This is a genomic window from Tateyamaria algicola (genome assembly GCF_047715485.1).
Taxonomy (GTDB): domain Bacteria; phylum Pseudomonadota; class Alphaproteobacteria; order Rhodobacterales; family Rhodobacteraceae; genus Tateyamaria.
The window spans coordinates 192,798-216,737 of sequence record NZ_CP180422.1 but is presented as its reverse complement, the minus strand read 5'-3'; the positions used below and the strand labels follow the sequence as shown (position 1 = coordinate 216,737).

The window sequence follows — 23,940 nt, the reverse complement described above, 5'->3', positions numbered from 1 at the left end:
TTTGCGGCAGTTCAGGGCCTTACACAGCGCGCACAGTGTTGCTGAGCGTGCCGATCTCCGAAATCTCGCAAACCACCGTGTCTCCGTCTTTGAGGAATCTCGGAGGTTCCATGGCATAGCCGACGCCCGATGGTGTGCCCGTGGCTATTATGTCGCCCGGTTCCAGCGTCATGCCCTCGGACAGTGATGCGATCAGTGTCGGAATGTCGAAAATCATGTCGGCAGTCGTCCCGTCCTGACGCGTCTCACCATTGACGCTCAGCGTTATGGACAGCGCATGCGGGTCGGGAATGCCGTCGGCGGTTTCGATCCAGGGGCCAAGCGGGCAGGATCCGTCCAGGCCTTTGCCTTTGAAGTATTGACCGCCGTGTCGCCGTTGAATGTCGCGCGCAGTCACGTCGTTCAGCACGGTATAACCGAACACGTGATCTATCGAGGTGGCCTTGTCGATATTGCGGCCTGCGGTCCCAATGATCACGGCCAACTCGACCTCGTAGTCGATCTTCTCGGAAAGGTTTGGGAAGACAAGAATGTCGCCATCTGGCGGAACAATCGACGTCGGTGGCTTGGTAAAGAAAACCGGGTATTCGGTCAGACCATCCTTTTGCTTTGTGGTGCGCGTATACTCGGCAGCGTGTTCGGCATAGTTGCGCCCGACGCACAGGACATTCTTTGGAGGTTTGGGGATTGGAGCCTGCAGAACCGCGCCATCGGAGATGATGGCATCGGTGTGTTTGCCGGTCTCAGCTGCGTCGACCAGAGCAGTAAGAGCTGTCATCGTGTCGGCGCCGCCAGCGATCAGATCCAACATGGTCCCGGCCTGCAATGCGGGCGCGCTTGCATCTTGAAGACCGCGCGCTGCCAAGGCGATATTGACCATGCGACCGTCGCTCAGAATTGCGACGCAGAGGTCCTGACCATTCTTTGAAACCGTTGCCAGCCGCACGCGGCGATCCTCCCGTTGCCGTTTTTGCGCAGTGTCAAACTGCGACTCGCTGTCACACTTGTTGTTTACAGTTTGAAGCAGTCCGACTAATGATCAACCAACCAATCCCTAAATTGGGCGGGCATCGAAGCGCGATGGAAGAGCTCTCACTCAGGCTGCGCGATCTGATCGATAACGCAGGATACCGGCTGAATGATCGAATTCCACCCGAGCGCGATCTGTGCGAACGGTTGGGCACGACACGCAATCAATTGCGCAAAGCGCTGGCCGACCTCGAAGCGCAAGGCCGCATTTGGCGCCACGTCGGACGCGGCACTTTTGTCGGCGCGCGACCGGTTCTGAACCTGCAAGACGTCACGTATCTGCGTGATCAGATCAAGCCCGAACACGTGGTGTCGGTGCGTCTGAACATCGAGCCTGAATTGGCTCGACTGGCAGCGTCCAACGCCACAAGTTCGGACCGCGAACAGATGAAAATATGCTCCAGACGGTGCCAAGACGCCGAAGACTGGCGAACCTACGAGGCATGGGATCACAATCTGCACCACACAATTGCGCGCGCAACACGCAACCAGTTGTACCTCTATTTCTTCGAAACACTGAACTCGGTGAGGCGGTCCATTGTCTGGGGGCAACCGCGTGATACGCGCGGTCCTTGCCGGGACTATTCCAGCTTTGAGCAGCACCGAAAAATTGTCGCCGCCATTGTATCCAAAGACAGTGACCGCGCCGCAGAGGAAATGCGTCGGCACCTTCAATCCGTCTATTCTCGGATCCAGCCAGAAGGTTTCTCAGATCGTAGATGACACCAACTGCCCCAACCAATCGGGAAAATGGTTGGCAAGGTGAGGCGTGCGAATACTTGTCAAACGCAGCCAAGAGCTATGAATAGTCCTGCATACGAAAAGAAATGCCACAAGCGACAATGGCACGCATCACCACCCCGGTGGTGAGTGCGCCCAGAGAGTTTCGGCAATCTGTCGCTCACCAGGAGAAGAACTATGTCCGATCACGTGATCCCAGCGCCAGAGATCCACACCATCCCGACCGAACAAGGTGGAACCTTTCCAGTGCGCCGCGTCTATTGCATTGGCCGAAACTTCGCAGCACACGCCGTTGAGATGGGCCACGACCCTGATCGTGAACCGCCCTTTTTTTCCAGAAGAACCCCAACAATCTGGACCCGTCTGGTGAGTTTCCCTATCCGCCGCACACGTCGGATGTGCATCACGAAATCGAATTGCTGGTTGGATTGAAATCCGGCGGCACGCAAATTCCGGTTGATCAGGCGCTGGATCACGTTTGGGGCTACGGGGTATCCCTCGACATGACCCGTCGCGACCTGCAAGGCCAGATGAAAAAGATGGGGCGCCCCTGGGAAATCGGTAAAGCATTTGAACGCTCCGGTCCCGTTGGGCCGCTGCGGCCGGTATCAGAGGTCGGGCATCCTGCCGAGGGTCGCGTCGCGCTTCTGGTGAATGGAGAGTTGCGCCAGGAAGGCGACCTGAACCAGATGATTTGGAAGGTTCCTGAAATGATCTCGTACTTGTCAGAGTATTTCGAACTCGCGGCGGGTGACGTTATCATGGCTGGCACCCCATCAGGCGTGAATGCCATCGTGAGTGGCGATGTAATGGAGGCTTCAATCGAAGGCGTCGGAACGCTTTCGGTCAAGGTTGTGTAGTTAAAAATCAAGAGCGCGTCCCTAGGGCGCGCTCAATTGACGAGTTTATGCGCTGACCGGTACTCACCCCGGATCAGCGGTAAATCAGTGAGTTTCAATGGCAGCAATGGCACAAGCCTCGTCGTTGTCAGAGCTGTCACCGGTAATACCGATCGCGCCCACAAGCACCCCATCCCGACGGATCAAGACCCCTCCCGCGACAGGAACAAGATCGCCGCCATTCAGCGCGTTCATGGCGTTGATGAAATAGGGCTCTTTCTGCGCACGATTGAAGAGCGCGCGCGACCCAAGTCCCATCGCCACAGCGCCTTTGGCTTTGCCCTGCGCAATTTCGGCCCTCAAGTTGCTGCAGCCGTCCTCGCGTTTCAGGGCCACCAGATGGCCGCCTGCATCGATGACAGCAACGGTCAGCGGTTTTAAGTTGTGCGCCTGTCGATACTTCAGCGCCTCGGTGACAAGCGCCTCTGCAAGGTCAAGGTTCATTGCAGTTTTCTCCATTGCAAACGGTCGTCAGCCCGCCTTGCGAAAGCGGCGAGGTGGCCGGGTTCTAGTTGTAGAAATAGTCCACTAGGAAGAGTGGAATTGACGGGATATAGGTGCACATCAGCAGCACGGTCAGCAGCACTACAATGAAATAGATATTGATCTTGGTCACGTCCCAGATGTTCGCCCTCGCAACGGCACAGGCGGTGATCAGAACACTGGCCACGGGCGGGGTTTGCTGACCAATGGCAAGGTTCAGCGTCACCACCAACCCGAAATGGATCGGATCGATCCCGACCGCCGCGATCAGCGGGATGACGATTGGCACCACAAGAATGATCGCCGCCGCAGAGTGCAGAAAGAAGCCGATCACAAGGAAGAAGAAGTTGAGGATCAGCAGGATCAGCCACTTGTTTTCGGTGATGCTCAGAATGCCTTCGGCAAGCTGTTGGGGATATTGCGCGCGGGTCAGGAACCCGCCCATCACCACCGACGCCGCGACCAGCAGCATGACGACTGCGGTCTGCATGCCGCCGTCGAGCATCGAGTTGAGCAGGTGCTTGAAGTTCACCTGGCGATACCAAAAGCTGATGACGATGGCGGCAAGCACAGCCAGTCCTGCGGCCTCGGTTGCGGTCACATAGCCGCCGAAAATGCCACCCAAGATTATGAAGGGCAGGGAAAACGTGGGAAGCGCATCCACAAACGTGGCCCACAGACGGCGACCGGAAAACGCCTCTTCGCGGGGCAGGTCGTATCGCACGGCAAAATAATAGGCCACGCCCATCAGGCCCGCCGCCCCCATGAGACCTGGCACCACACCGGCGACAAAGAGTTGTTCGACGGACACGTTGGCCGACGTGGCATAAAGGATCATCGGGATCGACGGCGGAATGATGATCGCCAAGGAGGCGGAGGAGGACGTGACCGCAGCGGACAGAGCGCCGGAATAGCCGCGCTTTTTCATTTGTGGGATCATCACCGAGCCCATCGCGGCCACGTCAGCCACCGCAGATCCGGAGATTTCGGCAAAGAAAAGCGACACGCCGATATTCACATGGGCCAGCCCGCCCCGGACAAAACCGATCAGCGCGGCCACGAAATTGATCAGTCGGTCAGTTATCCCTCCCGCATTCATGATGGCGCCAGCAAGCACGAACATCGGGATGGCGATCAGCGAAAACTTGGTCGACCCGCCATACATGTCCAACGCCACGTTCACGAGCGACCCTGCACCTTCGAGGATCAGTAGCCCGAGGATTGCCGATACAGCCAGAGCGACGCCGATGGGTACGTTCAGACAGATCATCGCGACCATGGCGATGAAGATACCCAGCATCAGCATCAGGCGTTCCCCGCTTTCTTCATCTCGGTTTCAACCTCTTCTTCGATCTCGGCATGTTCGAGCGACACGCCAGCGGCGGTCTTGCGCCAGTAGTCCGGCAAGCTCAGCACCTGGCAAAGGACGAAAAGCACCGCGCCGATGGGGATGACGGATTGGGTGAAGCTGACCGGCACCCATGTAAGCGAGACAAGCGACATGCCGCCGAGGATCGTCATCACGGTGAACCCGGCCCAGGCCAGCAGGATGAAAAAGCCAGCCGTAATCGCCTCTGCCAGCATCACGGCCCACATTCGCGCGGGCATCGGGATAGATAGCAGGACATTGTCAAACCCGATATGACGTCGCCTCAGCGCGGCGAGGGCGGCGCCGTAATAGGTGATCCAGGCCAGAAGGATTGCGGCCACCTCGTCGTACCAGGCAAGGCTCGACCCCAGCAGACGGTAGATCACGGCGACAACCACGATGGTTGTCAGGATCACCATCAGCAGGATCACGAAATACTCGAGAACGACCTCAAAAAATTTGCGCAGCTTGTTCAGCATGAGCGGCCCCTGCCGGGCGCAGGACCCGGTGATTTCTTTTCATGTGGACGTGTCTTGGCGTGCCAGATTTGGCAGGGGGCCGCGATTGGCCCTCTGCCACGTTCAATTCAGGACCCCGACGCGAGGTTCTGGATGCGCTCGATCAGTTCCGCGCCGCCATCCACGGACGAGGCGAACTCATCATAGATCGCTGCGGAGGCGTCGATAAAGGCCTGCTTGTCAGCCTCATTGACCTCGACGCCCGCGTCGCGGATCACCTGCAGCAGTTCGGTTTCCAGCTTGGCGGCATGGTCGTAGACAAAGCCTTGTGTCTCGGCACCGCACGCCTCAAGTCCGGCGCGCACGTCTTGGGGCAGTCTCTGCCACTGGTTGTCCGCCACAAGGACGTAGCCGGGCGTGTAGACGTGACCCGTGATCGACAGGTATTTCTGTACTTCCTGGAACTTGGCCGAGGCAATCTGCGCATACGGGTTTTCTTGCCCGTCAATAACGTTGGTCTGCAACGCCGTGAACACTTCGGAGAAGGACATCGGTGTCGGGTTCGCGCCGTAGGTCTGGAACATCTTCACGCGCCATTCGCCATTGGGCGTACGCAGCTTGATGCCTTCAAGATCGGCTGGCGTGTTGATCGGGCGAGTATTGTTGGTGATGTGGCGGAACCCGTTCTCGAAATACCCGATGATCCGGTACCCTTCGCGCAGAGCGGCCTCTTGGAACACGTCGCCCAGTTCCGTCTGGATGCGCTTCATATGCTCGCGATCCTGCACGATGTAAGGCATTTCGAACACACCGAATTCGGGTGCGACCGAGGACATCACCGAGGACGGCAGCGAGAAGTCGACCTGTCCCAGCTTCAGCTTTTGCAGCAGTTCACGGTCCTTGCCCAACTGGCTGGAGCCGAAGGTCTGCACCTCGGCCTTGTCGCCCAGCTTGTCATTGGCGCATTGGGCGAACGCGTCCACAGAGGCCTCGAACAGAGACCCCGGATTGCCGACATGGCCAAACCGCAATGTCAGGTCCGCAGCAGATGCGGCCAGCGGCATTGCAATCGACGCGACGCTCGCGAAAATTGTTGCTTTCAGTTTCATGGTCTTTCCTCCCTTTGGTACCCGCTCCCCGGGACTTACTCAGCGGCCACCCGCTCTTGAGTTGTTTTCTTGAGATGCTCCATCGCAGCTTGCGCGCCGCCTGATTGATGCGGGATGCCAGCCTTCGCCAGCCCCATCTCGACCCCTGACAGGGTTGCCATCAGCATCAGGTCGTTGAAGTCGCCCAAATGTCCTATGCGGAACACTTTGTCGGCGACTTTGGACAATCCATTGCCCAGAGAGATGTCGTAATGCTCGAGCGTGGTTGCGCGAAACGCATCCGCCGAATGTCCATCGGGAACCAGCGCCGCAGTCAGCACGCCGGATTCCTCACCCTGGCGTGCGCACAGCACTTCAAGCCCCCAGGTCCGCACCGCAGAACGGGTCGCCACGCCGTGGCGGGCGTGCCGGGCAAACACGTTGTCCAGACCTTCCTCGTGCAGCATGTCGATGGCTTCGTTCAGCCCGTAAAGCAGGTTGGTCCCCGGCGTGTAGGGGAAATACCCGCTTTCGTTCGGGCCAACCATGTCGTGCCAATCCCAATAACTGCGGGGCATGGTTGTGGTTTTCGCGTGTTCCATGGCTTTTGCGCTGACCGCGTTAAAGCTGAGCCCCGGCGGCAGCATCAAACCCTTCTGAGACCCGGACACGCAGACATCCACGCCCCATTCGTCAAATCTGAAGTCGATTGAGGCAAGGCCGGAAATGGAATCCACCATCAAGAGCGCCGGGTGCCCCGCTGCGTCCATGGCCTTGCGCACGTCTGCAATCGGCGACACCGACCCGGTCGAGGTTTCATTATGCACCACGCAGACCGCTTTGATCTCGTGATTGGTGTCCTCGCGCAGACGCGCTTCGATCCGGTCCGGCTCTGCACCGCCGCGCCAGTCACCTTCAAGCAATTCGGGTTCGACCCCGATCTTTTGCGCCATCTTGTTCCACATCGCGGCGAAGTGTCCGGTTTCAAACATCAGGACCTTGTCGCCTGGCGATACGGCATTCACGAGTGCCGCTTCCCATGCACCAGTGCCGGAAGAGGGGAATATGAAAACGTGCTGCTTGGTCTTGAAGATGGTCTTCATTCCATCAAGAGCCTTTTTGCCCACAGCAGCGAAGTCAGGGCCACGATGGTCGATGGTTTGCTGACCAATCGCCTTCAGAATTCGGTCGGGTACAGCGCTCGGACCCGGAATTTGCAAGAAATGTCTGCCAGCCTGGCGCATTGAATTTGGCCCTCCCCCGTGCGCCGGATTGCAGCGCGATTAGCAGTTGTCAAAACGTAATTATGAATTCATAATTCAGTCAACCAAAAAAATTCGGTCCCGGATGCGAGGGCCGGAAGGGGAGGGATTTACAAAGGTCATGCGTGAGAATGTACGTCTTTCCAGTCGCTTGAGCGCTGCTGTCGAAGGCGACGTGATGAGCGATCCCGCCTCGCGCGGACGTTACGCAACCGACGCATCCATCTACCAAATGGTTCCCGAAGCGGTGGTCGTTCCGCGCTCGGAAGACGATGTTCAGGCGGCGATGCAGGTGGCCCGGGAAGAGGAGGTGCCGATCCTTCCCCGTGGCGGCGGAACGTCCCAATGCGGCCAGACCGTGAACCGTGCGGTTGTGCTGGATAACTCCCGGCATCTTAACAAGATCCTCGACATCGACACCGAAAATTTGACGGCGAAAGTGCAACCCGGATTGGTGCTGGACGAGTTGAACCGCGCGTTGAAACCGCACGGGCTTTGGTTTCCGGTTGATCCTTCCACGGCGTCGCGCTGCACGCTTGGAGGTATGGCCGCGAACAACTCGTCCGGCGGCAAATCCCTGCGCTTTGGTATCATGCGCGACAATGTCCGGGCGATCTCGGCAATTCTGCCCGATGGCACCAAGGCCCAGTTCAACGGAGTTGACCCGGACCCCGGCCCGTATGCGGAACTCGTGAACGACATGCGTGCCCTGGGGCAGCGCGAAGCGGATGAGATCGCAGCGCAGTTTCCGAAGGTCCTGCGCCGGGTGGGCGGATACAATATCGACGCACTGGACAGCAACGACCTGAACATGGCGCATCTTCTGGTCGGGTCCGAAGGCACGCTGGCCTATTTCACCGAGCTTGATCTCAGCCTTGCGCATCTGCCGGGTGAAAAGGTCACGGGCGTCTGCCACTTCCCGAATTTCTATGCCGCAATGGACGCGGCACAACACCTCGTGACGCTGACACCGCAAGGTGTAGAGCTGATCGACGACACGATGATCGCGCTAGGCCGCGACATTCCGTTGTTTCGCAAGACGATCGAGGCGTTTGTCGAAGGCGACCCCGCCGCGCTGCTTCTGGTGGAATTTGCCGAAGGTAGTGCCGCGGCCAACGCCGCCAAATTGGCAGAGCTGTCGCAGTTGATGAGCGATCTGGGCTTTTCTTTCCGGGGGCAGGGCGACACGTGGGGCGGGGTTGTTCCTGTCACCGACAACAGGTTGCAGGGCGCGATTGCCGAATACCGCAAGGCGGGCCTGAACGTGATGATGTCGATGAAGGAGGCGGGAAAGCCGATTTCCTTCGTCGAAGATTGCGCCGTCGAATTGCCCGATCTGGCGGAATACACTCAAGGCGTGACCGACATCTTTGCCCGGCATGGGACCAAGGGGACGTGGTATGCGCATGCTTCGGTCGGGTGCTTGCATGTGCGGCCCGTGCTGAACATGCGGCAGGACAAAGACGTCAAGACCATGCGGGCAATGGCCGAGGACATCTTCGAGCTCGTCAAGCAGTACAAAGGCTCGCATTCGGGCGAACATGGTGACGGCATCGTGCGCTCCGAGTTCCATGAAAAGATGTTCGGAAAGCGTATCGTCTCGGCGTTCGAAGAGGTGAAAGCGCGTTTTGATCCCGACGGCCTGATGAACCCTGGCAAGATCGTGCACGCACCGGCAATGGATGATCGTCGCGTCTTCCGGTACGGACCGAATTACGAAGTGCCGGAGTTTGAAACTGCGCTGGACTGGACCGCCTGGCCCGGATCAGGTGGCGGATTTCAGGGCGCGGTCGAGATGTGCAACAACAACGGCGCCTGCAGAAAGCTGAAAGGCGGGGTGATGTGCCCGTCCTTCCGTGCGACCCGCAACGAACGCGATGCGACGCGGGGCAGGGCAAACACCCTGCGCTTTGCGATCAGCGGCCAGATGCCTGGCGGTCTGACCTCGGACGCGATGGCCGAGACGATGAAATACTGCGTGTCCTGCAAAGGCTGTCGCCGTGAATGCCCCACCGGTGTTGACATGGCGCGCATGAAGATCGAAGTGCTGGCGGCGCGGCGCAAGAACATCGGACTTACGCTGGCGGACAAACTTGTGGGTAACCTTCCGCGCTATGCCCCGAAAGCGGCAAAGGTGGCCTGGTTGCTGAACCTGCGCAACAAGATAGGCCTGCTGCGAAAAGTGACGGAAAAGCTGACCGGCGTGTCGCACCGCCGGGACATACCCGTCTGGTCCGCCAACCCGTTCCACGATGACGAGGCGCAAGACGCCAATCCTGATCTGCTGTTGTTCGCCGACGTCTTCAACCGCTATTTCGAGCCTGAGAACCTGCGTGCCGCCGTCCGTGTCCTGCGCAAGGCCGGTCTGCGCGTTGCCGTGGCGCAGGATGGCAGCGGCAGATCGCTTGATTGTGGCCGCACTCTTTTGGCTGTCGGCTGCGTGGACGACGCACGAACCGAAGCGCTGCGCACCATCGCCGCCACCAAAGATGCGGTGGCCAGAGGCATTCCGGTTGTCGGGCTTGAGCCGTCGTCGATCCTGACGTTCCGTGATGAATTTCTCGCACTTTGTCCGGGCCCTGCGGCCGAAGCGCTGGCCAAAGCGACCCATACGTTCGAAGAGCTTCTGGCCAAACGCCCGGACCTGCCGCTCAAACCGTTGGGCCAGCCGATCTATGTGCATGGTCATTGTCATCAAAAGGCACAGGACGCGGTGACACCGATGCTTGATCTGCTGAAACGCATTCCGGGAGCGGAGGTGAACATGATCGAAACCTCGTGCTGCGGCATGGCCGGTGCGTTCGGATATGCGCCGGAGACAATCGATGTCTCGCTCAAGATGGCCAATCTTGACCTGTTCCCTGCACTTGAAGCTGCCCCGAAGGACGCGTTTATTGTCGCGGACGGCACCTCTTGCCGTCACCAGATTGCCGATGGCACCCCCCGCAAGCCGATACATGTCGCGCGCTTGCTGGATCAGGTGCTTGATGGATAGGATATTGCTATGAACCTCGTAGAAACGATCAAACGACCGACCCTGCACGAAGAACTGGTCGAACGGCTGCGCAACCTCGTTGTCGAAGACAAGCTGAAGCCGGGTGAAAAGGTTCCGGAAAAAGAGCTGTGCGAAAGCTTCGGCGTCTCTCGCACGCCCTTGCGGGAAGCGCTGAAGGTTCTGGCTTCCGAAGGCTTCATTGTGCTTCAGGCCAATCGCGGTGCGCGGGTCGCCGAGGTGACGCGGCAGGAACTCGAAAACACTTTCCCCGTGATTGCGATGCTCGAACAACTGGCCGGAGAACTGGCGTGCCGGCATCTGGATGCCGAAGAATTGGCCTGGATCGAGGGGCGTCACAGCGCCATGCTCAATGCCTTTGAGGCGCAGGACCGGCAATCCTACTTTCAAGCCAACCAGGACATTCATCAAGCATTGATCCGCGGCGCGCGCAACGAAATACTGGAAGGCCATCACAGGCTTCTGGCGGCTCGTGTGCGCCGGGCGCGGTTCATGGCGAACCTTTCAAATGAACGCTGGTCTCAAGCCATAGACGAGCATGAACAGATGATGGACCGTCTCAGAGACCGCGACGCAGAAGGTCTTGGCCAATTGATGAAACTGCACATGATGAACAAATTCGCGGCCCATATTCAGGCGCTTGATGCGAAATCTGGCGAAGACACCGCCGCCTGAGGACTCCAAGGCATGAGCGCTGAACTGCGCGGCCGTACCCTTTTCCCACTGATCAAAATTCACGTCGGTACACAGTATTTACGAGATTTTTCAGCATGATCGGCGAACACTTACGTCCAGCGCACTCCGCCCACGCTGGGCCTGTAACGTGTCTGCGTGTTTGGGCCAAGCGCACAATACTGGTGTCTGAAGCTGGAGCGTAAATGTAAAGCACCCTTTACATCTGCCGTGATCGTCAATATGTAAAGGGCGCTTTCCATGCCAGAGAGGTTCTGAGATGACGACAGAGCATGCCACTTACCGCTATTTCAAAGTCTTCATACCCGCCATTCTCGTCTATGCGATTGGTTCGGTGGGGCTGAGTTGGGCAGGCAATAGCATCCCAATGCCGCAATATGCGTTGTACTGTGTGGCAATTGTTCCCATCGCAGCGATGTTCGTCATCTTCTGGGCGCACTGGCGCTTTGCGACTGAAATTGACGAATTCATGCGGCTCATTCAGATCAAGGCGACGCTTGTGGGCGTTGTGTGCATTATGGTCGTGGCCTCGGGTTGGGGCACATTGGAGATGCTGGCTGACGCACCCAGACTTCCTGTGTTTTGGTTGTTTCCGCTATTCTGGGTCGCGCATTCGGCAGCGACGGCAATCCTGTCACAGAAGGAAGGCATGTTCTGATGAAGAACTGTTTGAAGGTGCTCCGGGCAGACCGTGGCTGGTCTCAAACAGTGCTCGGAGAACACCTCGATGTTTCGCGCCAAACGATCAATGCAATCGAAGCTGGCCGCTATGATCCATCGCTACCTTTGGCGTTCAAGATAGCGCGGCTGTTCGAACGGAGTATCGAAGACATTTTTGATGATGGCGAGGATGACATTCGCTGTGCTGAAACCCCGCCTCGCATTCAAAAAGTGTCGCGCTCCGGATAGGTGGGCTTGACTAATTCGTGGTTCGGTTAATAGTTAGCTAAATAGCGAATCTTACAGAAGGCATGCCCTGATGACCCCAGTCCAAAAAGCAGCGCTCGATCAGTTTTACGCAGGCGCGACGGCACAGGATGGGAGCATGATCCGCCCCTTGCTGTCCGACAATTTTACCTTCAAGTCGCAGATGATGACGTTTGATGATCCTGACGCCTATGTCGCACATCTGGTGGGTTTCTGCGGCCATGTGAAAAACTCAAGATACATCTCCGAAGGCGACTCGGTCGTTCATATCTTTACCCTGGTTGCGGAAATGCCCGACGGGCAGAGATATCTGGAGATGTGCGATATCTTCACATTCGATGGCGGGAAAATCGCCCGGCAGGAGCTTTATACCGACTCCAAGCGATTCCCTGATGAAGAAGCCGCGTAGTCACTCCTTTCAACGCGCAGCGCGAAGGACAACTGATGCAAGAAATCACACCTGAACTGACACGTACTTTCGCGGCACTGAGTGATCCGGTGCGCATGGCGACCATTGCGAAATTGACCGATGGACCGGCAAGCGTCGGTGAACTGGCAGAGCCTTTTGCGCTGTCCCCTGCAGGTTTCTCAAAACACCTGTCCGTTTTGCAGGCCGCGGGGTTGGTCACGAAAAGGCTGGATGGGCGCAAGCACATTTGCAGTCTGCGCCCCGAGCCATTGCGTACTGCTTTTGACTGGCTGTCCTTTTACAAGCAGTTCTGGTCCGGGACATTGGATAATCTGGACGAGTTCCTCACTCAATCCGACACAAGGAAAGAGACCTGATTATGAAGGGCTCCTACACAGTACACGAAACCCGCATCATAGACGCTCCGATCCAGAGAGTTTGGGACGCATGGACACAACCCGCGCTGATGAAACAGTGGTTTTGCCCCCTTGGAATGAACGTGGCGGATGTCGAGGCCGACCTAAAGGTTGGCGGAACCTTTCGCGTTGTGATGGACCCCGGTGACCTCGACATTCAACGGCCGCCAGGATTGGGCAAGCTGCTCGTGGCACATGGAACGTATCGGCTCATCTATCCACCCGAAACGCTGATCTTCTCATGGTCATGGGAAGGGCGAGATGAGGTAAGTCGCGTCTCCATCGGTCTGAAACAGATAGGCGACCAGACCGAGGTCAGCCTGCTGCATGATGGTCTGGAAAGCGAAGACTGTCGTGTGTTCCACGAGGATGGTTGGGTTCCGACCCTGGATAATCTGTCACGTTACGTTGTCGCTGATGCGGACGTCGACACGTCCAAAGCGACCTTGGAGGCATATCATGAAACTCTATGATGCTCAGTCAGGCAGCACAAAACGGGTCCGGGTCTTTATGGCGGAAAAGGGCATCGACCTTCCCAAAGACGTCCTGGTACTTGGAACGGATACCCGCACGGCAGAGTTTCTGAAACTCAATTCCCTGGGTGAAGTGCCTGTTCTGGAACTGGACGACGGCAAGGTGATCACTGACAGCACTGCCATCTGTCGCTATCTCGACCATGCTTTCCCTGAAAAACCCCTGATGGGCCGCACAGCCTATGAACAAGGCCACATAGAAATGTGGAGCCAACGGATGTTTCAGGAAATCTTCCTGCCCGTGGGCCTGACGGTGCGCCATACTTTGCCTCTGTTTGCTGAGGTTCTTGAACAGGTCCCGGCATTTGCAACGGCGCAGCGCCGTGCGATGCCCGGCAAATGGCGTTGGCTGGATGGAGAGCTCGCAGATGGTCGCCCCTTCATTGCGGGTGACGCATTCAGTTTTGCAGATGTGCAGGGCATCACTGCGCTGGCACCGGCGGACATCTTTGATCTGGGTCCCCCCGAGGATTGCGAACACGTATGTCGGTGGGCGGATGCGATGCGGCAACGCGCCAGTTGGGCTGCATAGCGCAGTCACAGACCGATTGCCCGAGGGCTTTCGTAGAACAGCACGAAAACGGGCCGCTCAGCGGCTCAGATCAGCCCGACCTGAGTGGTCCAATTTGATTCTGAGTGCATCACCGGCCTGTGGTCCATCTGGACGATAGGGGGCGGGTGATAGCCCAGGTCGTGCGGTGTTGTAGCGCTTTCTCCATCGCTGGCATTGAGCCCAGTGTCCCTGATACTGCGGCGCGTATGGATGGCCGCATTCGTTGCCCGCTTCAAGAAATCGAATAGACGCCTGATCTTCGGCGGAACCGGATTTTTCCTGTGCTATCTATGCGAACATGCTGTTCGATCTTCCTAGTCACAATACGCTCTACAAAGCACTCTTGGCGCGGGATGCCTCCTATGACGGGCAGGTCTATGTCTGTGTGTCTTCAACCGGAGTCTTTTGCCGCCTGACCTGTCCAGCCCGCAAGCCCAAGCAAGAGAATTGCACGTTCTTCGGGACTGTCGGGGAATGTATCGAGGCTGGCTTTAGAGCGTGTAAGCGGTGCCACCCTCTTGCGCCCATGGCCCTGGCTGACCCGGCAATTGCTGCGCTCCTTGCCGCTCTGGACGAACGTCCTGACTATCGCTGGCGGGAAAGCGATGTCGCACGCATGGGGTTTGATCTTTCGACTGTCAGAAGAAGCTTCAAACGCCAGTTCGGGATGACATTCCTGGAAATGGCCCGTCAGAGGCGGCTTCGGGATGGGTTTGAGACACTCGCCGATGGTGGTACGGTCATCGACGGCCAGCTTGAAGCGGGGTTCGAGTCGGCGAGTGCATTCCGGTCGGCGTTTCTGAAGTTGCTCGGAAAAGCGTCAGGCAATCTATCGGCAGATCCGATGCTCTTTGCCGATTGGGTTCCGACACCCCTTGGCGACATGGTCTCTGTCACCAGCAAGTCCCAACTCCATCTGCTTGAATTCATTGACCGCAAGGCTCTACCGAAAGAGCTGGAGAGACTGAACGGTTTTACGAAAGGCCGCCTGGGCATTGGACGGACGGACCCCGCCGCACAGATAAAAGAAGAGCTATCCGCCTTCTTTGAAGGCGCAACCTCAGAGTTCCGGACCCCATTGGCCTATCATGGATCGGAGTTCAGTGGGGCCGTCTGGGATGCGTTGAGAGAGATACCAGCCGGCACAACGCGTAGCTACGCCGAAATCGCAACCCGGATCGGCCGCCCTTCGGCGGTTCGGGCCGTCGCTCGGGCAAATGGCGCAAACCAGATCGCCCTGGTCATCCCCTGCCATCGCGTCATCGGCGCGGACGGCTCGCTGACCGGGTATGGCGGGGGGCTTTGGCGCAAACAAAAGCTCCTGGAAATCGAACGACAATATCTGCCTGAAAAGTCGAAAGGAACGCATCATGTCACAGGCTGAAAAGGCAACGCGCCTCGCAGAACTGCATCAAAAGGGTAATCCGCTGGTGCTCTACAACATTTGGGATGCAGGGGGAGCCAAGGCGGTGGTGGAGGCCGGCGCAACTGCTGTTGCGACGGGAAGCTGGTCCATGGCGGCCGCGCACGGCTATGGCGATGGGGAAGAAATTCCACTGCAATTCGCACTGGGACTTGTCGAGCGCATCTGTGCCAGCGTCGACGTGCCGGTGACAGTGGATTTTGAAGGTGGCTACGCGACCGATCCCGATGAAGTTGCTAAGAACGTGCGCAAGGTCATCCGCGCAGGAGCTGTTGGCATCAACTTCGAAGACCGGATCGTCAAGGGTGAAGGGCTGCATTCGATTTCCGCGCAAGTCGCTCGCATTCGCGCGATCACAACCGTTGCTGCAGATGAAGGTATCCCTTTGGTTCTGAATGCGAGAACCGACCTCTTCCTCGGAACCGACCCGGCCAGTCATCAAGCTAAACTCGCAGAGGCGATGGAACGCGAAGCTGCCTATGCAGAGGCGGGTGCCGGTTGCTACTTTGTGCCAGGTCTGACGGACACCGCGCTCCTTTCTCAGGTTACTGAGAAAGCCAGCTTGCCGGTAAATGCCATGATGATGGGTGACTTGAATTCTATCAGGGATGTCGCCTCTGTGGGCGTGTCCAGAGCAAGCTATGGTCCTGGACCTTTCTTGGAGTTTCTTTCCAAACTGAAGAAGGCTTTCGTCTCTATCGAATAGGGCGGGCCATACATCTGCGCAATTGGAGCGAAAGCTCACTTGTCCCGCGATGTGTGAACTAGGGCGGCTTCAGAGTCCGCTAAGCCGCTAGCTGCGCGACATCTCTTTCACGAGTTCATTGGTTTCTGGGCGCCCCGATTGATGTCGGTATCTGAGCGCTACGACATCTCGTTGAATGTCCATGTCCTCAATCGCCATAGTCTTCAGCGCAGCATCTGCCGGGATGGCTGTTTCAGGTAGGATGACAGCACCAGAGCCTTGGCGTGCCAAGTCAATAAGCCAATCGACACGGTTGGAGCGATATGAGGCGTAAAGCGCGTGTCCGAGGTCGGAACAGGTCGAATGAAGCGTGTCCCGCATCTCGCAGTTTGGTCGATCCAACAGTGTTGTTTTCGCCAGATCCCCTAGAGTTACAGCGCCTAACTTGGCTAGATCATGACCTTTCTCGACCACCACCCGGTATGCCTCACTATAGAGATGGTCTATTCTATATAGTTCCGGGCTTGCGACTGCCGCGACCACGGCGACATCCAATTGGCCCTCGCGAAGCTGCGCGAGCAGGTCGTCTGTCGCGCCGACAATCAGTTCTATCTCGGCTTGCGGCAGACGTAGCCGAAACCGTTCCACCGCGGCAGCGATCTTGCTGTTACCTATCGTTTCTCCAACACCGATGCCGATGGGAACACGCTCAAGTCTTGTGTGTCTCACGGCCTCGGCCTTGGCCTCGAGCGTTTCTAACTGAACCCTTTCCAACCGAGGTTTTACAAGCTGACCCAGCGGAGTGAGGCGACAACCCGCGCGATCGCGAATGAACAACGCACCGCCAAGTTCAGCCTCAAGTTTCTTTATCGCAGTCGTGAGCAACGGTTGCGATACGTTGGACGCACTCGCCGCATGCGTGAAGTTTCGGTGTTCGCAAACCGCAAGAAAATAGCGAACCTGGTTCATCTCCATATTACGCACCCTTTCAGGCTCACTTCTAACCATAGCTTCTGGCTATCGTAAAATAGAATCTCGGGATTGGAGAGAAAGATACTGGTCGTGGGACAAAGGCGCATCGAAACAAGTTCAGAAGAACACAGACCCAGGAGACGACCGATGAAAGTTCACATGCTCAATGCACTGACCGCACTCGCACTGATCACGACAACCACCACTTCTCATGCACAGGAAAACGTCATGGACAACTACACGGCAAGTTACATCGCCATGCCAGCCGCAGATGGCCAAACAGACGCCTTCGCCGAGTTTCTTGTCGGTGCGGCCCCCTTGGTGAAAGAAACCGAGCCAGGCACCGAACTGTGGTTCGCCCTGCAAGACAACGACACGCTGGCCATCTTTGACATCTTTGTCGATGAAGGGGCCCGCAACGCCCACTTTTCAGGCCTTGTTGCAGGTGCGCTGAACGAGAACGCCGATGCTCTTGTCGCTGGAGGCTGGGAGGCGGGTGTTGTTGCCAACATCAACAATTCGAACGTGCTGTCGGTGAAGGCACCGGTTGATCTCTACAGCGCGACCACAGCCACTTATATCTCTATCGAGGCGGCACCCGGCAAAGCTGGTGATTTGGCAGCGCTCTTGACCGCAGCAGGTCCAATTGTCGCCGAAACAGAACCGAAGACCTTGTTCTGGGTGGCCCTTCAGATCGACGAAAACAAATTCGCAATCTACGACATCTTCGCTGACAACTCAGGCCGCGAAGCCCACTTTGCCGGTGAGGTTGCAGCTCTTCTGAAGGCGCAGGCCACTGACCTGGTCAAGGGGGGATGGGAAGACGGAGTCGTCGCAAATGTGAGAAACTTTGACATTCTGGCGATCAAGTAAGTCCTGTAGCGAAAGTCATGGGAGCCCGGCCATCGACTGCCGGGCTCTACCTGTCTTTGCTGCTTTGGCGCGGGATCAAGGTCTGTTTTGGAGAAGCGGCACCGCGGCGAGCAACATGTTGTTAGGTGGGCCGCTGACGCAATTTCGGACTTTGCTTGTTCACTGCGATGCGCAAGGCGCAGACATATAGCTGGCTCCAACAATCTTGCCTTCCCACTGATTGGCTAATGAATGATCTCGACCCGCCCCTTCATGTGCGGGTGAAAGGCACAGAAGTAGGTTGTCTCCATTCCGTCTGTTACCCGCACTTCACCGACGGCATCCCTCTCCAAAGCACCTGTATCCCACCCGAATTGATCGGCAGTTGCTGTGTGTGGCGCAAGGTCTTTGTTGCTCCATCGGATCACATCACCAATGCGGACCTGAATCAGGCTCGGGGTGAACTCAAACGACCTGATCTCGACCTCGTGCACCTTTCCGGTATCCGCCAGCAGGGCAATTGGAACAGGAACGGCTGCCATCGCAGCCGCTCCGACCAACACGCTTCGACGTGTAGGCCTGCGCGTCATCACTGAAGCGCCTTGACCATCATTTCGGCGTGGTGTTCGTGCGCCTTGAAGATTTCCAGACCTTGTACGAACAACGCCCGCACCTCGTCGTTGTCGATGTTGGGGATCATGGTGTCTTCGACCAGCGCGTTCACCGCCTGATGGTAGGCCAGTTCGTTGGCCGCATAAGCTGCGTCGAATTCTGCCCCGCGCAGTTTGACAAAGCCGTCGATGATCCGTTCGGCATTGGCATTGAGGGTCTGGCTGACCGCGTTGTCCTGAGCTGTTGCGCCCAGCTTGTCCAGCAGTTCCAGCGCCGCCGCATTCACCGCCGTATGGTCGCGGATCATGGTGTTGGCGAAGTCGTGGATGTCGGGATTGCTGGACAGTGCAAGTGCCAGATGCGCGTAACGAATGTCGATGTTGTCGGCGGTGTAGGCGATATGGGCGTATTCAAGATCACTCATGTCGGCGACATCCTGTGCAGTTGCCTGAACAGCTGTCATGGCGAGGAACACGGCGAAGGTGGAAAGCAGCTTTTTCATCTTGGAGTCTCCTTTGAGGTTGGACCCCGTTTGGATAGCCCCTCATTTGCGTGTGTTTGAATGCGCGTGCGTCCCAAATGCTGTGCAGATCGTTCAGACCTCTGTACAGTTTCACGCGGTTCCATATGGTTTCCGCATGCTTGACCTTCTCAGTGACATCCTCACCAACCTGTCCATGCGCGGAACGATCTATTTCCGCACGTCTTTCACCAAGCCATGGGGCGTTGCCGTTCCGCAGTACGAGAACGTGGCACGTTTTCACTTCGCGCACCGTGGCAATTGCCTCATCCGCGTCGAGGGTGTCGATGATCCCGTCGATCTGGCTCAGGGGGACCTGGTGATCATTCCACATGGCGCGCCGCACGCGCTCTATTGTGGGCACGACCCCGAGCGGACGATCATGCCCCTTGATACGGTTCTGGAAGTTTCGGGTTTCACCGGGGCCGGCGTGCTGGTCTATGGCGGCGAGGAACCACAAAGCGAAACGCAGTTGATCTGCGGTCACTTTTCGTTCGAACCTCATGCGCGCCATATCCTGATGGAGCGTCTGCCACCCATCATCCATCTCAAGAATTACGGCGAGAGCGCGGGGCGTTGGATGGAGGCTACGTTGCGGATGATCGGCGAGGAATCCGGTGGCCAAAAGATGGGCGGTGACCTGATCGCCCTGAAGATGTCTGAAACCATTTTTGCACAAGCGGTCCGCACATTCATCGAAAGCAGTGATGCCCCGGAATGGGGTTTGGGGGCGTTTGCCGACCGAAATCTGAGCCGGGCGCTGGACGCTTTTCACAAGGCCCCCGCGGACAGTTGGACGGTCGAGACACTGGCGCAAGTCGCGGGCATGTCCAGAACCAGTTTTGCCGTTCAGTTCCAAAAGGCGATGGATATGACACCCATCGACTATGTCACCAAATGGCGCATGGAGGTTGCAAAAAAAGTGCTCCTGTCGCCCGGCTCATCCTTGACGGACGCAGCAGAAAGCGCGGGCTATGCGTCGGATTCTGCGTTTGCGCGTACCTTCAAGAAAGAGGCGGGGATGTCGCCGGCTGAGTTCCGCAAAGCCATCTCGGCTGAAAGTTCAACAGTCTGAACGATCTGCACGAACAAGCGGACGATCCCGCGTGTATCGGTCGAAAACGTCGCCCTATCTTTGTCCTGTCTACGTTACACACAGCATCCGAAGAAAAGGACACGTCACCATGTTTCCCCGTTTTGTCACAAAATCCATCCATGCTTATCTGGACTACCCGGTTGCCCTTGGCCTGATCGCAATGCCGTTTCTCGTTGGCCTCGGTGCCGAGAATGCGCTGGCGTTCTGGCTGTCTGTTGCCACTGGTGTCGCCGCATTTGTCCTCACCGTTTTGACCGACCATCACCTCGGTGTCATTCGGGTCTTGCCGTACGCGCTGCATTTGGCGGTGGATGGTCTAGTCGGGATTGCATTCGTGGTCGCTCCAATCGTGCTTGGCTTTGCTGGTCTCGATTTCTGGTACTACATGATCCTCGGCCTGACGGTGTTGGCCGTGGTTGGCCTGCACCAGCCCGAAGATCGCCCTGCGGCGATCTGAAGTCCCTCAATCGGCAGAGGGCGGCGCAAAGGCGCCGTCCACGCCATGGCGGAGGGCCGCGTGCAACCAAATCGAAACACTGACCTGATCGACAGCATTTTGTCATGCAACGCCTGTAAGGATCTTCCTCTGGGACCCCGACCCATTCTGCAGTTCACTGCGACGTCCAAGATCCTGATCGCAGGGCAGGCACCCAGGCGCATCACCCATCACAAAGGCATCCCGTTTGACGATCCGTCGGGGGACAGGCTCCGGGACTGGTTGGGCGTGTCCCGCGAGACTTTCTACGATGCATCGAAGATCGCGATTCTGCCGATGGGGTTCTGCTATCCCGGCACCGGGCCCAGCGGCGACCTGCCGCCGCGCTCTGAATGTGCCAAAGCGTGGCGTAGCCGGGTTTTGAAGGCTTTGGGCTCTGTTGAACTCACCATCGTAATCGGACGCTATGCGATCAATTGGCACCTGCCGGATTACGCCAATCATTCTGTCACGGACGCTGTGAAAGCCTGGCCAGAGGTGTGGCCCGAAAAGATTATCCTTCCTCACCCGAGCCCCCGGAACAACCGCTGGCTCAAGTCGAACCCATGGTTTTCCAACCGTCTCATCCCAATACTGCAAGACCGCGTAAAGGCCATGACCGAGCTGATCTTCCAACGAGAGGACGGGGCGACGACTTGGAAGCCAGATCAACTTCAACATGGCGCGGCTCTGTTCAACGGCAGCGATAGGCCATTCCACGTGGTGCCAATCTGCTCAACCCCGCCGTTCTTTCGTCCAAACCTATAGGAACAGGCGATCTTGGTTTGACTGACGCGCATTTCTGCCCCGAACAGCCAGAAAAACTGGCCAGAGCCGGAGGCAGAAGATCAAAACCATGAACCGACGAACATTTAACGCGGCGACCCTAGCCGCTGCCTTTGCGCCGCTGCCGCGCATTTCTTCGGCACAGCACATTGCCAGAACCGACACCGGCTATCAAATTGCCGCGATGAATGATGGCCTTTTGACGGTGCAACACGGGGGCAAGGCGCGGGCGGGCGTCGCTGTTGATGATGACACGCTTTTTCAGGTGGCATCATGTTCAAAGACCGTGACTTGCCTTGCTGTTCTAACCTTGGTGCGTGACGGTCACCTGGCGTTTGACGCCCCCGTGAACCCGTATCTGAGGCGCTGGCAGTTGCCTGGCCTGCGCGGCGACACGGCAACTGTGGCAGAGCTTATGTCTCATACGGCTGGCACGTCCATCCATGGCTTTGATGGATACGGCCCGTCCGAAGATCTACCCGAACTGTTTGAGATCCTCGACGGGCGAGTGCCTGCGACTTCCGGCGCCGTCATTACGCGTCCTCGGCTGTTGGGTAAGTTCAGGTATAGTGGCGGAGGAACGATGGTGTTGCAGGCGCTGATCGAGGACGTGACCGGCGAGGCATTCTCAACCTACACATCAAGAGCGGTCCTTCAGCCCGCCGGCGCGTCTGCCGCGACGTTTGCAATCACGCCGCACGCTGCCTTCGCCCACGGCTTTTATGAGAGTGGCCAGCGTGTGGAAGGCGGGTTCAGACGGCACCCGGAGAGTGCAGCGGCCGGACTATGGGCCACCGCTTCTGACCTTGCGAAACTATATCAAGGGATACTCGATTCCTTGCGCCGCAAACGCCGCGCAATTCTGCCGTTTGAGTTGGCCGCCCGCATGGTCACACCCGTGCATCGGCAATCTGGGTTGGGCGTGTTTGTTGAACCGGGTCGTGTCATTTGGCACGAGGGGCGAAACCACGGGTTCGACGCAGTTGTGGCAGCCGAGCTTACGACCGGTCGGGTCCGCGCAGCGGTCACCAACCGAAACGGCGCTATTGAAAGCTACGCGCAAGAGCTTATTCCGCAGTAACGCGCGGATCGGCATTTTTTAGGTGATTGAGTTTATGGACAGTATTCTTGTTGAGATGACGAGCCTTGGGTCAGTCGCAATCACCATTTTCGGGGCGGCCTTCTGTCTGATGCAGACGCGACACTCGCGCGTCAGCTGGAGTTTCGCGATCTTCCTCATGGCGATTGCAGTGAACAACAGTCCCGAAGCCTTCGCCCAGTTATTGGCATCCTTGCCAAGTGGCTACACATCAACCGCAAGCTTAATCACCTGGCCCAGTTCGTTTTTTCTTGCTCCGCTTTTTTGGCTCTACGTGTTTGTCTTAACATCATCAGAGCAAGACATGCCGAGGCGCATTGTCCGGCATTTTGCCCTGCCAGCCGCGTCGCTGATCGTCACACTCTTGGTCTTGGCATCACCGCCAACCATTCGCGAGACGCTGTTTTCGAACGATCCAGAGCCAAACACTGCATGGGGTATGACGCTTATTGTCGTTGTGGGGCTGCTCCAACTCGCGGTTTTTCCCCAGATCGCACTCTATCTGGTCTTCATCGTGCGCCGTCTTTCAAGGTTCCGGCTCAAGTTGCGAGACTACTACTCCAGCACCGAGCACTACGAGTTGCGCTGGATATACGTCATAGGCGGCTTGGGCTTTTCATTCTGGTTTACAATGACACTGTTGTTGTTTGTTGCCGTGGGATCCGGAGACATCCCACCGTCGATGGATATTTTGACAAGCGTCGTGGGTTTCATCCTTGTCAGCGCGATCACGCTCTGGGGGATACGTCAGCGCCCGCCCTTGGCACCTGAGGATGTCGGTGAACCTGCGGCTCAGCCGAAATTTCCGACACCTGGAAAGTATGAAAAGTCTGCATTGAGCCCAGAGGCATCGGATCGCTTAAGTGCCAAACTGCGCAAGGCCATGGAAGTGGACCACTTGCACCGGGATGCCAATCTGTCGCTTTGGGCATTGGCCAAGCACATAGGTGCGTCGTCAAACTACATTTCTCAAACACTGAACGAGGTGATCGGTGAGAGCTTTTTCGACTTCGTAAACAGCTACCGCATCGCTGAGGCCAAAACCTTGCTGGCGACCACAAACGAGTCCGTCTTGAACATCACATACGATGTTGGCTTCAACGCCCGCTCATCATTCTATAACGCATTTAAGCGGCATACCGGTCAAACCCCCACAAGTTATCGAAAAAAAATGTCTAAGCGTGATGGGGTGGACGACATCAAAGCGCAGTTGGAGGACACCTGATCCGTCAGAACTGATCAGGACAACCCAAACCGAACCACCACTCACGAACCACCAAAGTAACAGAGGTTACGACTTCGCGGATTCCTCGCGAGGTTCACAACCTTGTCCACCCTCCCGTGCTGTTTTGACCGGCGCGGAACCAAAAAATATGAAAGAACGTCAATGAAGAGATACGTAATTCTTGCAGTGCTTGGACTGAGCGCGTGCGACTCTCCTGCGGAAATTGCAGCAAGCCAACAACTGGACGCTGCCTGTTTGGAAGGAAACATCCAGGCCTGCGCTGCAGTTCAAAGAAGAGTTGACAGCCGCAACCAAACGCTCG

26 protein-coding genes and 1 pseudogene are annotated in these 23,940 nt (G+C 57.3%); 18 read left to right on the top strand and 9 right to left on the bottom strand.

All coding sequences use genetic code 11. The features are described from left to right. Positions 1-19: 19 nt before the first annotated feature. A complete protein-coding gene (locus ACMHLQ_RS03335) occupies positions 20-811 on the bottom strand; it encodes a fumarylacetoacetate hydrolase family protein (protein ID WP_415403350.1) in 792 nt (263 codons plus the stop codon). 224 nt (positions 812-1,035) lie between these two features. On the opposite strand from ACMHLQ_RS03335, the gene ACMHLQ_RS03330 reads away from it, so the two are divergent. Together ACMHLQ_RS03330 and ACMHLQ_RS03325 are read left to right on the top strand one after the other, a co-directional pair. Next, entirely contained in the window at positions 1,036-1,752 is a 717-nt protein-coding gene (locus tag ACMHLQ_RS03330) for a FadR/GntR family transcriptional regulator (protein WP_415403349.1), read from the top strand. A 195-nt stretch (positions 1,753-1,947) separates the two neighbouring features. Continuing rightward, positions 1,948-2,630 (top strand): annotated as a pseudogene (locus ACMHLQ_RS03325) (fumarylacetoacetate hydrolase family protein). An 84-nt stretch (positions 2,631-2,714) separates the two neighbouring features. Here ACMHLQ_RS03325 and ACMHLQ_RS03320 read toward each other — a convergent pair. The 5 genes from ACMHLQ_RS03320 to ACMHLQ_RS03300 all read right to left on the bottom strand — a co-directional run bounded on the left by ACMHLQ_RS03320 (position 2,715) and on the right by ACMHLQ_RS03300 (position 7,311). Then, the gene (locus tag ACMHLQ_RS03320; protein ID WP_415403348.1) at positions 2,715-3,113 is read right to left on the bottom strand and encodes a GlcG/HbpS family heme-binding protein; all 399 of its coding nucleotides are present in this window, start codon (positions 3,111-3,113) and stop codon (positions 2,715-2,717) included. Positions 3,114-3,177: 64 nt separating this feature from the next. Then, positions 3,178-4,458 carry a TRAP transporter large permease gene (locus tag ACMHLQ_RS03315; RefSeq protein WP_415403347.1) on the bottom strand — a complete coding sequence of 427 codons (1,281 nt, stop codon included), beginning with the start codon at positions 4,456-4,458 and terminating at the stop codon, positions 3,178-3,180. After that, on the bottom strand, positions 4,458-5,000 hold the full coding sequence (locus ACMHLQ_RS03310) for a TRAP transporter small permease (RefSeq protein ID WP_415403346.1): 543 nt from the start codon (positions 4,998-5,000) through the stop codon (positions 4,458-4,460). Before ACMHLQ_RS03310 ends, ACMHLQ_RS03315 begins: the two co-directional genes overlap by 1 nt. Positions 5,001-5,107: 107 nt before the next feature. Beyond that, complete coding sequence (locus ACMHLQ_RS03305; protein WP_415403345.1) at positions 5,108-6,088, bottom strand: TRAP transporter substrate-binding protein; 981 nt, start codon at positions 6,086-6,088, stop codon at positions 5,108-5,110. Between the two features lie 35 nt (positions 6,089-6,123). Beyond that, positions 6,124-7,311, bottom strand: a complete 1,188-nt coding sequence (locus ACMHLQ_RS03300; RefSeq protein WP_415403344.1) for a pyridoxal-phosphate-dependent aminotransferase family protein — start codon at positions 7,309-7,311, stop codon at positions 6,124-6,126. A 196-nt stretch (positions 7,312-7,507) separates the two neighbouring features. Here ACMHLQ_RS03300 and ACMHLQ_RS03295 point away from each other — a divergent pair, with 196 nt between their 5' ends. The 10 genes from ACMHLQ_RS03295 to ACMHLQ_RS03250 all read left to right on the top strand — a co-directional run bounded on the left by ACMHLQ_RS03295 (position 7,508) and on the right by ACMHLQ_RS03250 (position 16,002). Next, on the top strand, positions 7,508-10,324 hold the full coding sequence (locus ACMHLQ_RS03295; RefSeq protein ID WP_415403343.1) for an FAD-binding and (Fe-S)-binding domain-containing protein: 2,817 nt from the start codon (positions 7,508-7,510) through the stop codon (positions 10,322-10,324). A gap of 9 nt (positions 10,325-10,333) precedes the next feature. After that, positions 10,334-11,017, top strand: a complete 684-nt coding sequence (locus ACMHLQ_RS03290; RefSeq protein ID WP_415403342.1) for a GntR family transcriptional regulator — start codon at positions 10,334-10,336, stop codon at positions 11,015-11,017. Positions 11,018-11,294: 277 nt separating this feature from the next. Further along, complete coding sequence (locus tag ACMHLQ_RS03285) at positions 11,295-11,693, top strand: hypothetical protein (RefSeq protein WP_415403341.1); 399 nt, start codon at positions 11,295-11,297, stop codon at positions 11,691-11,693. Continuing rightward, complete coding sequence (locus ACMHLQ_RS03280) at positions 11,693-11,944, top strand: helix-turn-helix transcriptional regulator (RefSeq protein WP_415403340.1); 252 nt, start codon at positions 11,693-11,695, stop codon at positions 11,942-11,944. The genes ACMHLQ_RS03285 and ACMHLQ_RS03280 overlap by 1 nt, the downstream gene beginning before the upstream one ends. Before the next feature lie 70 nt (positions 11,945-12,014). Next, positions 12,015-12,371 carry a nuclear transport factor 2 family protein gene (locus ACMHLQ_RS03275; protein WP_415403339.1) on the top strand — a complete coding sequence of 119 codons (357 nt, stop codon included), beginning with the start codon at positions 12,015-12,017 and terminating at the stop codon, positions 12,369-12,371. A gap of 35 nt (positions 12,372-12,406) precedes the next feature. Further along, positions 12,407-12,748, top strand: coding sequence for an ArsR/SmtB family transcription factor (locus ACMHLQ_RS03270; RefSeq protein WP_415403338.1), 342 nt, complete (start codon positions 12,407-12,409; stop codon positions 12,746-12,748). A 2-nt stretch (positions 12,749-12,750) separates the two neighbouring features. Further along, the gene (locus ACMHLQ_RS03265; protein WP_415403337.1) at positions 12,751-13,260 is read left to right on the top strand and encodes an SRPBCC family protein; all 510 of its coding nucleotides are present in this window, start codon (positions 12,751-12,753) and stop codon (positions 13,258-13,260) included. Further along, a complete protein-coding gene (locus tag ACMHLQ_RS03260; RefSeq protein ID WP_415403336.1) occupies positions 13,247-13,852 on the top strand; it encodes a glutathione S-transferase family protein in 606 nt (201 codons plus the stop codon). Before ACMHLQ_RS03265 ends, ACMHLQ_RS03260 begins: the two co-directional genes overlap by 14 nt. A gap of 319 nt (positions 13,853-14,171) precedes the next feature. After that, the gene (locus tag ACMHLQ_RS03255; RefSeq protein ID WP_415403335.1) at positions 14,172-15,257 is read left to right on the top strand and encodes a bifunctional transcriptional activator/DNA repair enzyme AdaA; all 1,086 of its coding nucleotides are present in this window, start codon (positions 14,172-14,174) and stop codon (positions 15,255-15,257) included. After that, the gene (locus ACMHLQ_RS03250; protein ID WP_415403334.1) at positions 15,244-16,002 is read left to right on the top strand and encodes an isocitrate lyase/PEP mutase family protein; all 759 of its coding nucleotides are present in this window, start codon (positions 15,244-15,246) and stop codon (positions 16,000-16,002) included. Before ACMHLQ_RS03255 ends, ACMHLQ_RS03250 begins: the two co-directional genes overlap by 14 nt. 87 nt (positions 16,003-16,089) lie before the next feature. Here ACMHLQ_RS03250 and ACMHLQ_RS03245 read toward each other — a convergent pair whose 3' ends face one another. Then, positions 16,090-16,956: a LysR family transcriptional regulator gene (locus ACMHLQ_RS03245; RefSeq protein WP_415403333.1), complete on the bottom strand. Its 867-nt coding sequence runs from the start codon at positions 16,954-16,956 to the stop codon at positions 16,090-16,092. 156 nt (positions 16,957-17,112) lie between these two features. On the opposite strand from ACMHLQ_RS03245, the gene ACMHLQ_RS03240 reads away from it, so the two are divergent. After that, the gene (locus ACMHLQ_RS03240) at positions 17,113-17,826 is read left to right on the top strand and encodes a putative quinol monooxygenase (RefSeq protein WP_415403332.1); all 714 of its coding nucleotides are present in this window, start codon (positions 17,113-17,115) and stop codon (positions 17,824-17,826) included. A gap of 224 nt (positions 17,827-18,050) precedes the next feature. Here the strand turns inward: ACMHLQ_RS03240 and ACMHLQ_RS03235 are convergent, their stop codons facing one another. Both ACMHLQ_RS03235 and ACMHLQ_RS03230 read right to left on the bottom strand, forming a co-directional pair. Then, positions 18,051-18,347, bottom strand: a complete 297-nt coding sequence (locus tag ACMHLQ_RS03235; protein ID WP_415403331.1) for a copper-binding protein — start codon at positions 18,345-18,347, stop codon at positions 18,051-18,053. Positions 18,348-18,394: 47 nt separating this feature from the next. Continuing rightward, positions 18,395-18,919, bottom strand: a complete 525-nt coding sequence (locus ACMHLQ_RS03230; RefSeq protein ID WP_415403330.1) for a DUF4142 domain-containing protein — start codon at positions 18,917-18,919, stop codon at positions 18,395-18,397. Between the two features lie 136 nt (positions 18,920-19,055). Here ACMHLQ_RS03230 and ACMHLQ_RS03225 point away from each other — a divergent pair, with 136 nt between their 5' ends. The 5 genes from ACMHLQ_RS03225 (at position 19,056) to ACMHLQ_RS03205 (ending at position 23,618) form a co-directional block, all read left to right on the top strand. After that, the gene (locus ACMHLQ_RS03225; protein ID WP_415403329.1) at positions 19,056-20,012 is read left to right on the top strand and encodes an AraC family transcriptional regulator; all 957 of its coding nucleotides are present in this window, start codon (positions 19,056-19,058) and stop codon (positions 20,010-20,012) included. A 109-nt stretch (positions 20,013-20,121) separates the two neighbouring features. Then, positions 20,122-20,490 carry a hypothetical protein gene (locus ACMHLQ_RS03220; RefSeq protein WP_415403328.1) on the top strand — a complete coding sequence of 123 codons (369 nt, stop codon included), beginning with the start codon at positions 20,122-20,124 and terminating at the stop codon, positions 20,488-20,490. A gap of 45 nt (positions 20,491-20,535) precedes the next feature. Next, entirely contained in the window at positions 20,536-21,276 is a 741-nt protein-coding gene (locus ACMHLQ_RS03215) for a uracil-DNA glycosylase family protein (RefSeq protein ID WP_415403327.1), read from the top strand. Positions 21,277-21,364: 88 nt separating this feature from the next. Next, the gene (locus ACMHLQ_RS03210; protein WP_415403326.1) at positions 21,365-22,375 is read left to right on the top strand and encodes a serine hydrolase domain-containing protein; all 1,011 of its coding nucleotides are present in this window, start codon (positions 21,365-21,367) and stop codon (positions 22,373-22,375) included. 34 nt (positions 22,376-22,409) lie between these two features. Beyond that, positions 22,410-23,618, top strand: a complete 1,209-nt coding sequence (locus ACMHLQ_RS03205; protein ID WP_415403325.1) for a helix-turn-helix domain-containing protein — start codon at positions 22,410-22,412, stop codon at positions 23,616-23,618. The last annotated feature ends 322 nt before the right edge of the window (positions 23,619-23,940 follow it).

Coding starts and splice junctions, on each gene's coding strand:
- ACMHLQ_RS03215 (WP_415403327.1), top strand. CDS start 20,536: ATGGCGGAGGGCCGCGTGCAACCAAATCGAAACACTGACCTGATCGAC.
- ACMHLQ_RS03220 (WP_415403328.1), top strand. CDS start 20,122: ATGTTTCCCCGTTTTGTCACAAAATCCATCCATGCTTATCTGGACTAC.
- ACMHLQ_RS03330 (WP_415403349.1), top strand. CDS start 1,036: ATGATCAACCAACCAATCCCTAAATTGGGCGGGCATCGAAGCGCGATG.
- ACMHLQ_RS03245 (WP_415403333.1), bottom strand. CDS start 16,956: ATGGAGATGAACCAGGTTCGCTATTTTCTTGCGGTTTGCGAACACCGA.
- ACMHLQ_RS03260 (WP_415403336.1), top strand. CDS start 13,247: ATGAAACTCTATGATGCTCAGTCAGGCAGCACAAAACGGGTCCGGGTC.
- ACMHLQ_RS03315 (WP_415403347.1), bottom strand. CDS start 4,458: ATGCTGATGCTGGGTATCTTCATCGCCATGGTCGCGATGATCTGTCTG.
- ACMHLQ_RS03305 (WP_415403345.1), bottom strand. CDS start 6,088: ATGAAACTGAAAGCAACAATTTTCGCGAGCGTCGCGTCGATTGCAATG.
- ACMHLQ_RS03320 (WP_415403348.1), bottom strand. CDS start 3,113: ATGAACCTTGACCTTGCAGAGGCGCTTGTCACCGAGGCGCTGAAGTAT.
- ACMHLQ_RS03285 (WP_415403341.1), top strand. CDS start 11,295: ATGACGACAGAGCATGCCACTTACCGCTATTTCAAAGTCTTCATACCC.
- ACMHLQ_RS03270 (WP_415403338.1), top strand. CDS start 12,407: ATGCAAGAAATCACACCTGAACTGACACGTACTTTCGCGGCACTGAGT.
- ACMHLQ_RS03310 (WP_415403346.1), bottom strand. CDS start 5,000: ATGCTGAACAAGCTGCGCAAATTTTTTGAGGTCGTTCTCGAGTATTTC.
- ACMHLQ_RS03280 (WP_415403340.1), top strand. CDS start 11,693: ATGAAGAACTGTTTGAAGGTGCTCCGGGCAGACCGTGGCTGGTCTCAA.
- ACMHLQ_RS03225 (WP_415403329.1), top strand. CDS start 19,056: ATGCTTGACCTTCTCAGTGACATCCTCACCAACCTGTCCATGCGCGGA.
- ACMHLQ_RS03335 (WP_415403350.1), bottom strand. CDS start 811: ATGTTGGATCTGATCGCTGGCGGCGCCGACACGATGACAGCTCTTACT.
- ACMHLQ_RS03255 (WP_415403335.1), top strand. CDS start 14,172: ATGCTGTTCGATCTTCCTAGTCACAATACGCTCTACAAAGCACTCTTG.
- ACMHLQ_RS03240 (WP_415403332.1), top strand. CDS start 17,113: ATGCTCAATGCACTGACCGCACTCGCACTGATCACGACAACCACCACT.
- ACMHLQ_RS03295 (WP_415403343.1), top strand. CDS start 7,508: ATGAGCGATCCCGCCTCGCGCGGACGTTACGCAACCGACGCATCCATC.
- ACMHLQ_RS03300 (WP_415403344.1), bottom strand. CDS start 7,311: ATGCGCCAGGCTGGCAGACATTTCTTGCAAATTCCGGGTCCGAGCGCT.
- ACMHLQ_RS03250 (WP_415403334.1), top strand. CDS start 15,244: ATGTCACAGGCTGAAAAGGCAACGCGCCTCGCAGAACTGCATCAAAAG.
- ACMHLQ_RS03265 (WP_415403337.1), top strand. CDS start 12,751: ATGAAGGGCTCCTACACAGTACACGAAACCCGCATCATAGACGCTCCG.
- ACMHLQ_RS03205 (WP_415403325.1), top strand. CDS start 22,410: ATGGACAGTATTCTTGTTGAGATGACGAGCCTTGGGTCAGTCGCAATC.
- ACMHLQ_RS03235 (WP_415403331.1), bottom strand. CDS start 18,347: ATGGCAGCCGTTCCTGTTCCAATTGCCCTGCTGGCGGATACCGGAAAG.
- ACMHLQ_RS03275 (WP_415403339.1), top strand. CDS start 12,015: ATGACCCCAGTCCAAAAAGCAGCGCTCGATCAGTTTTACGCAGGCGCG.
- ACMHLQ_RS03210 (WP_415403326.1), top strand. CDS start 21,365: ATGAACCGACGAACATTTAACGCGGCGACCCTAGCCGCTGCCTTTGCG.
- ACMHLQ_RS03230 (WP_415403330.1), bottom strand. CDS start 18,919: ATGAAAAAGCTGCTTTCCACCTTCGCCGTGTTCCTCGCCATGACAGCT.
- ACMHLQ_RS03290 (WP_415403342.1), top strand. CDS start 10,334: ATGAACCTCGTAGAAACGATCAAACGACCGACCCTGCACGAAGAACTG.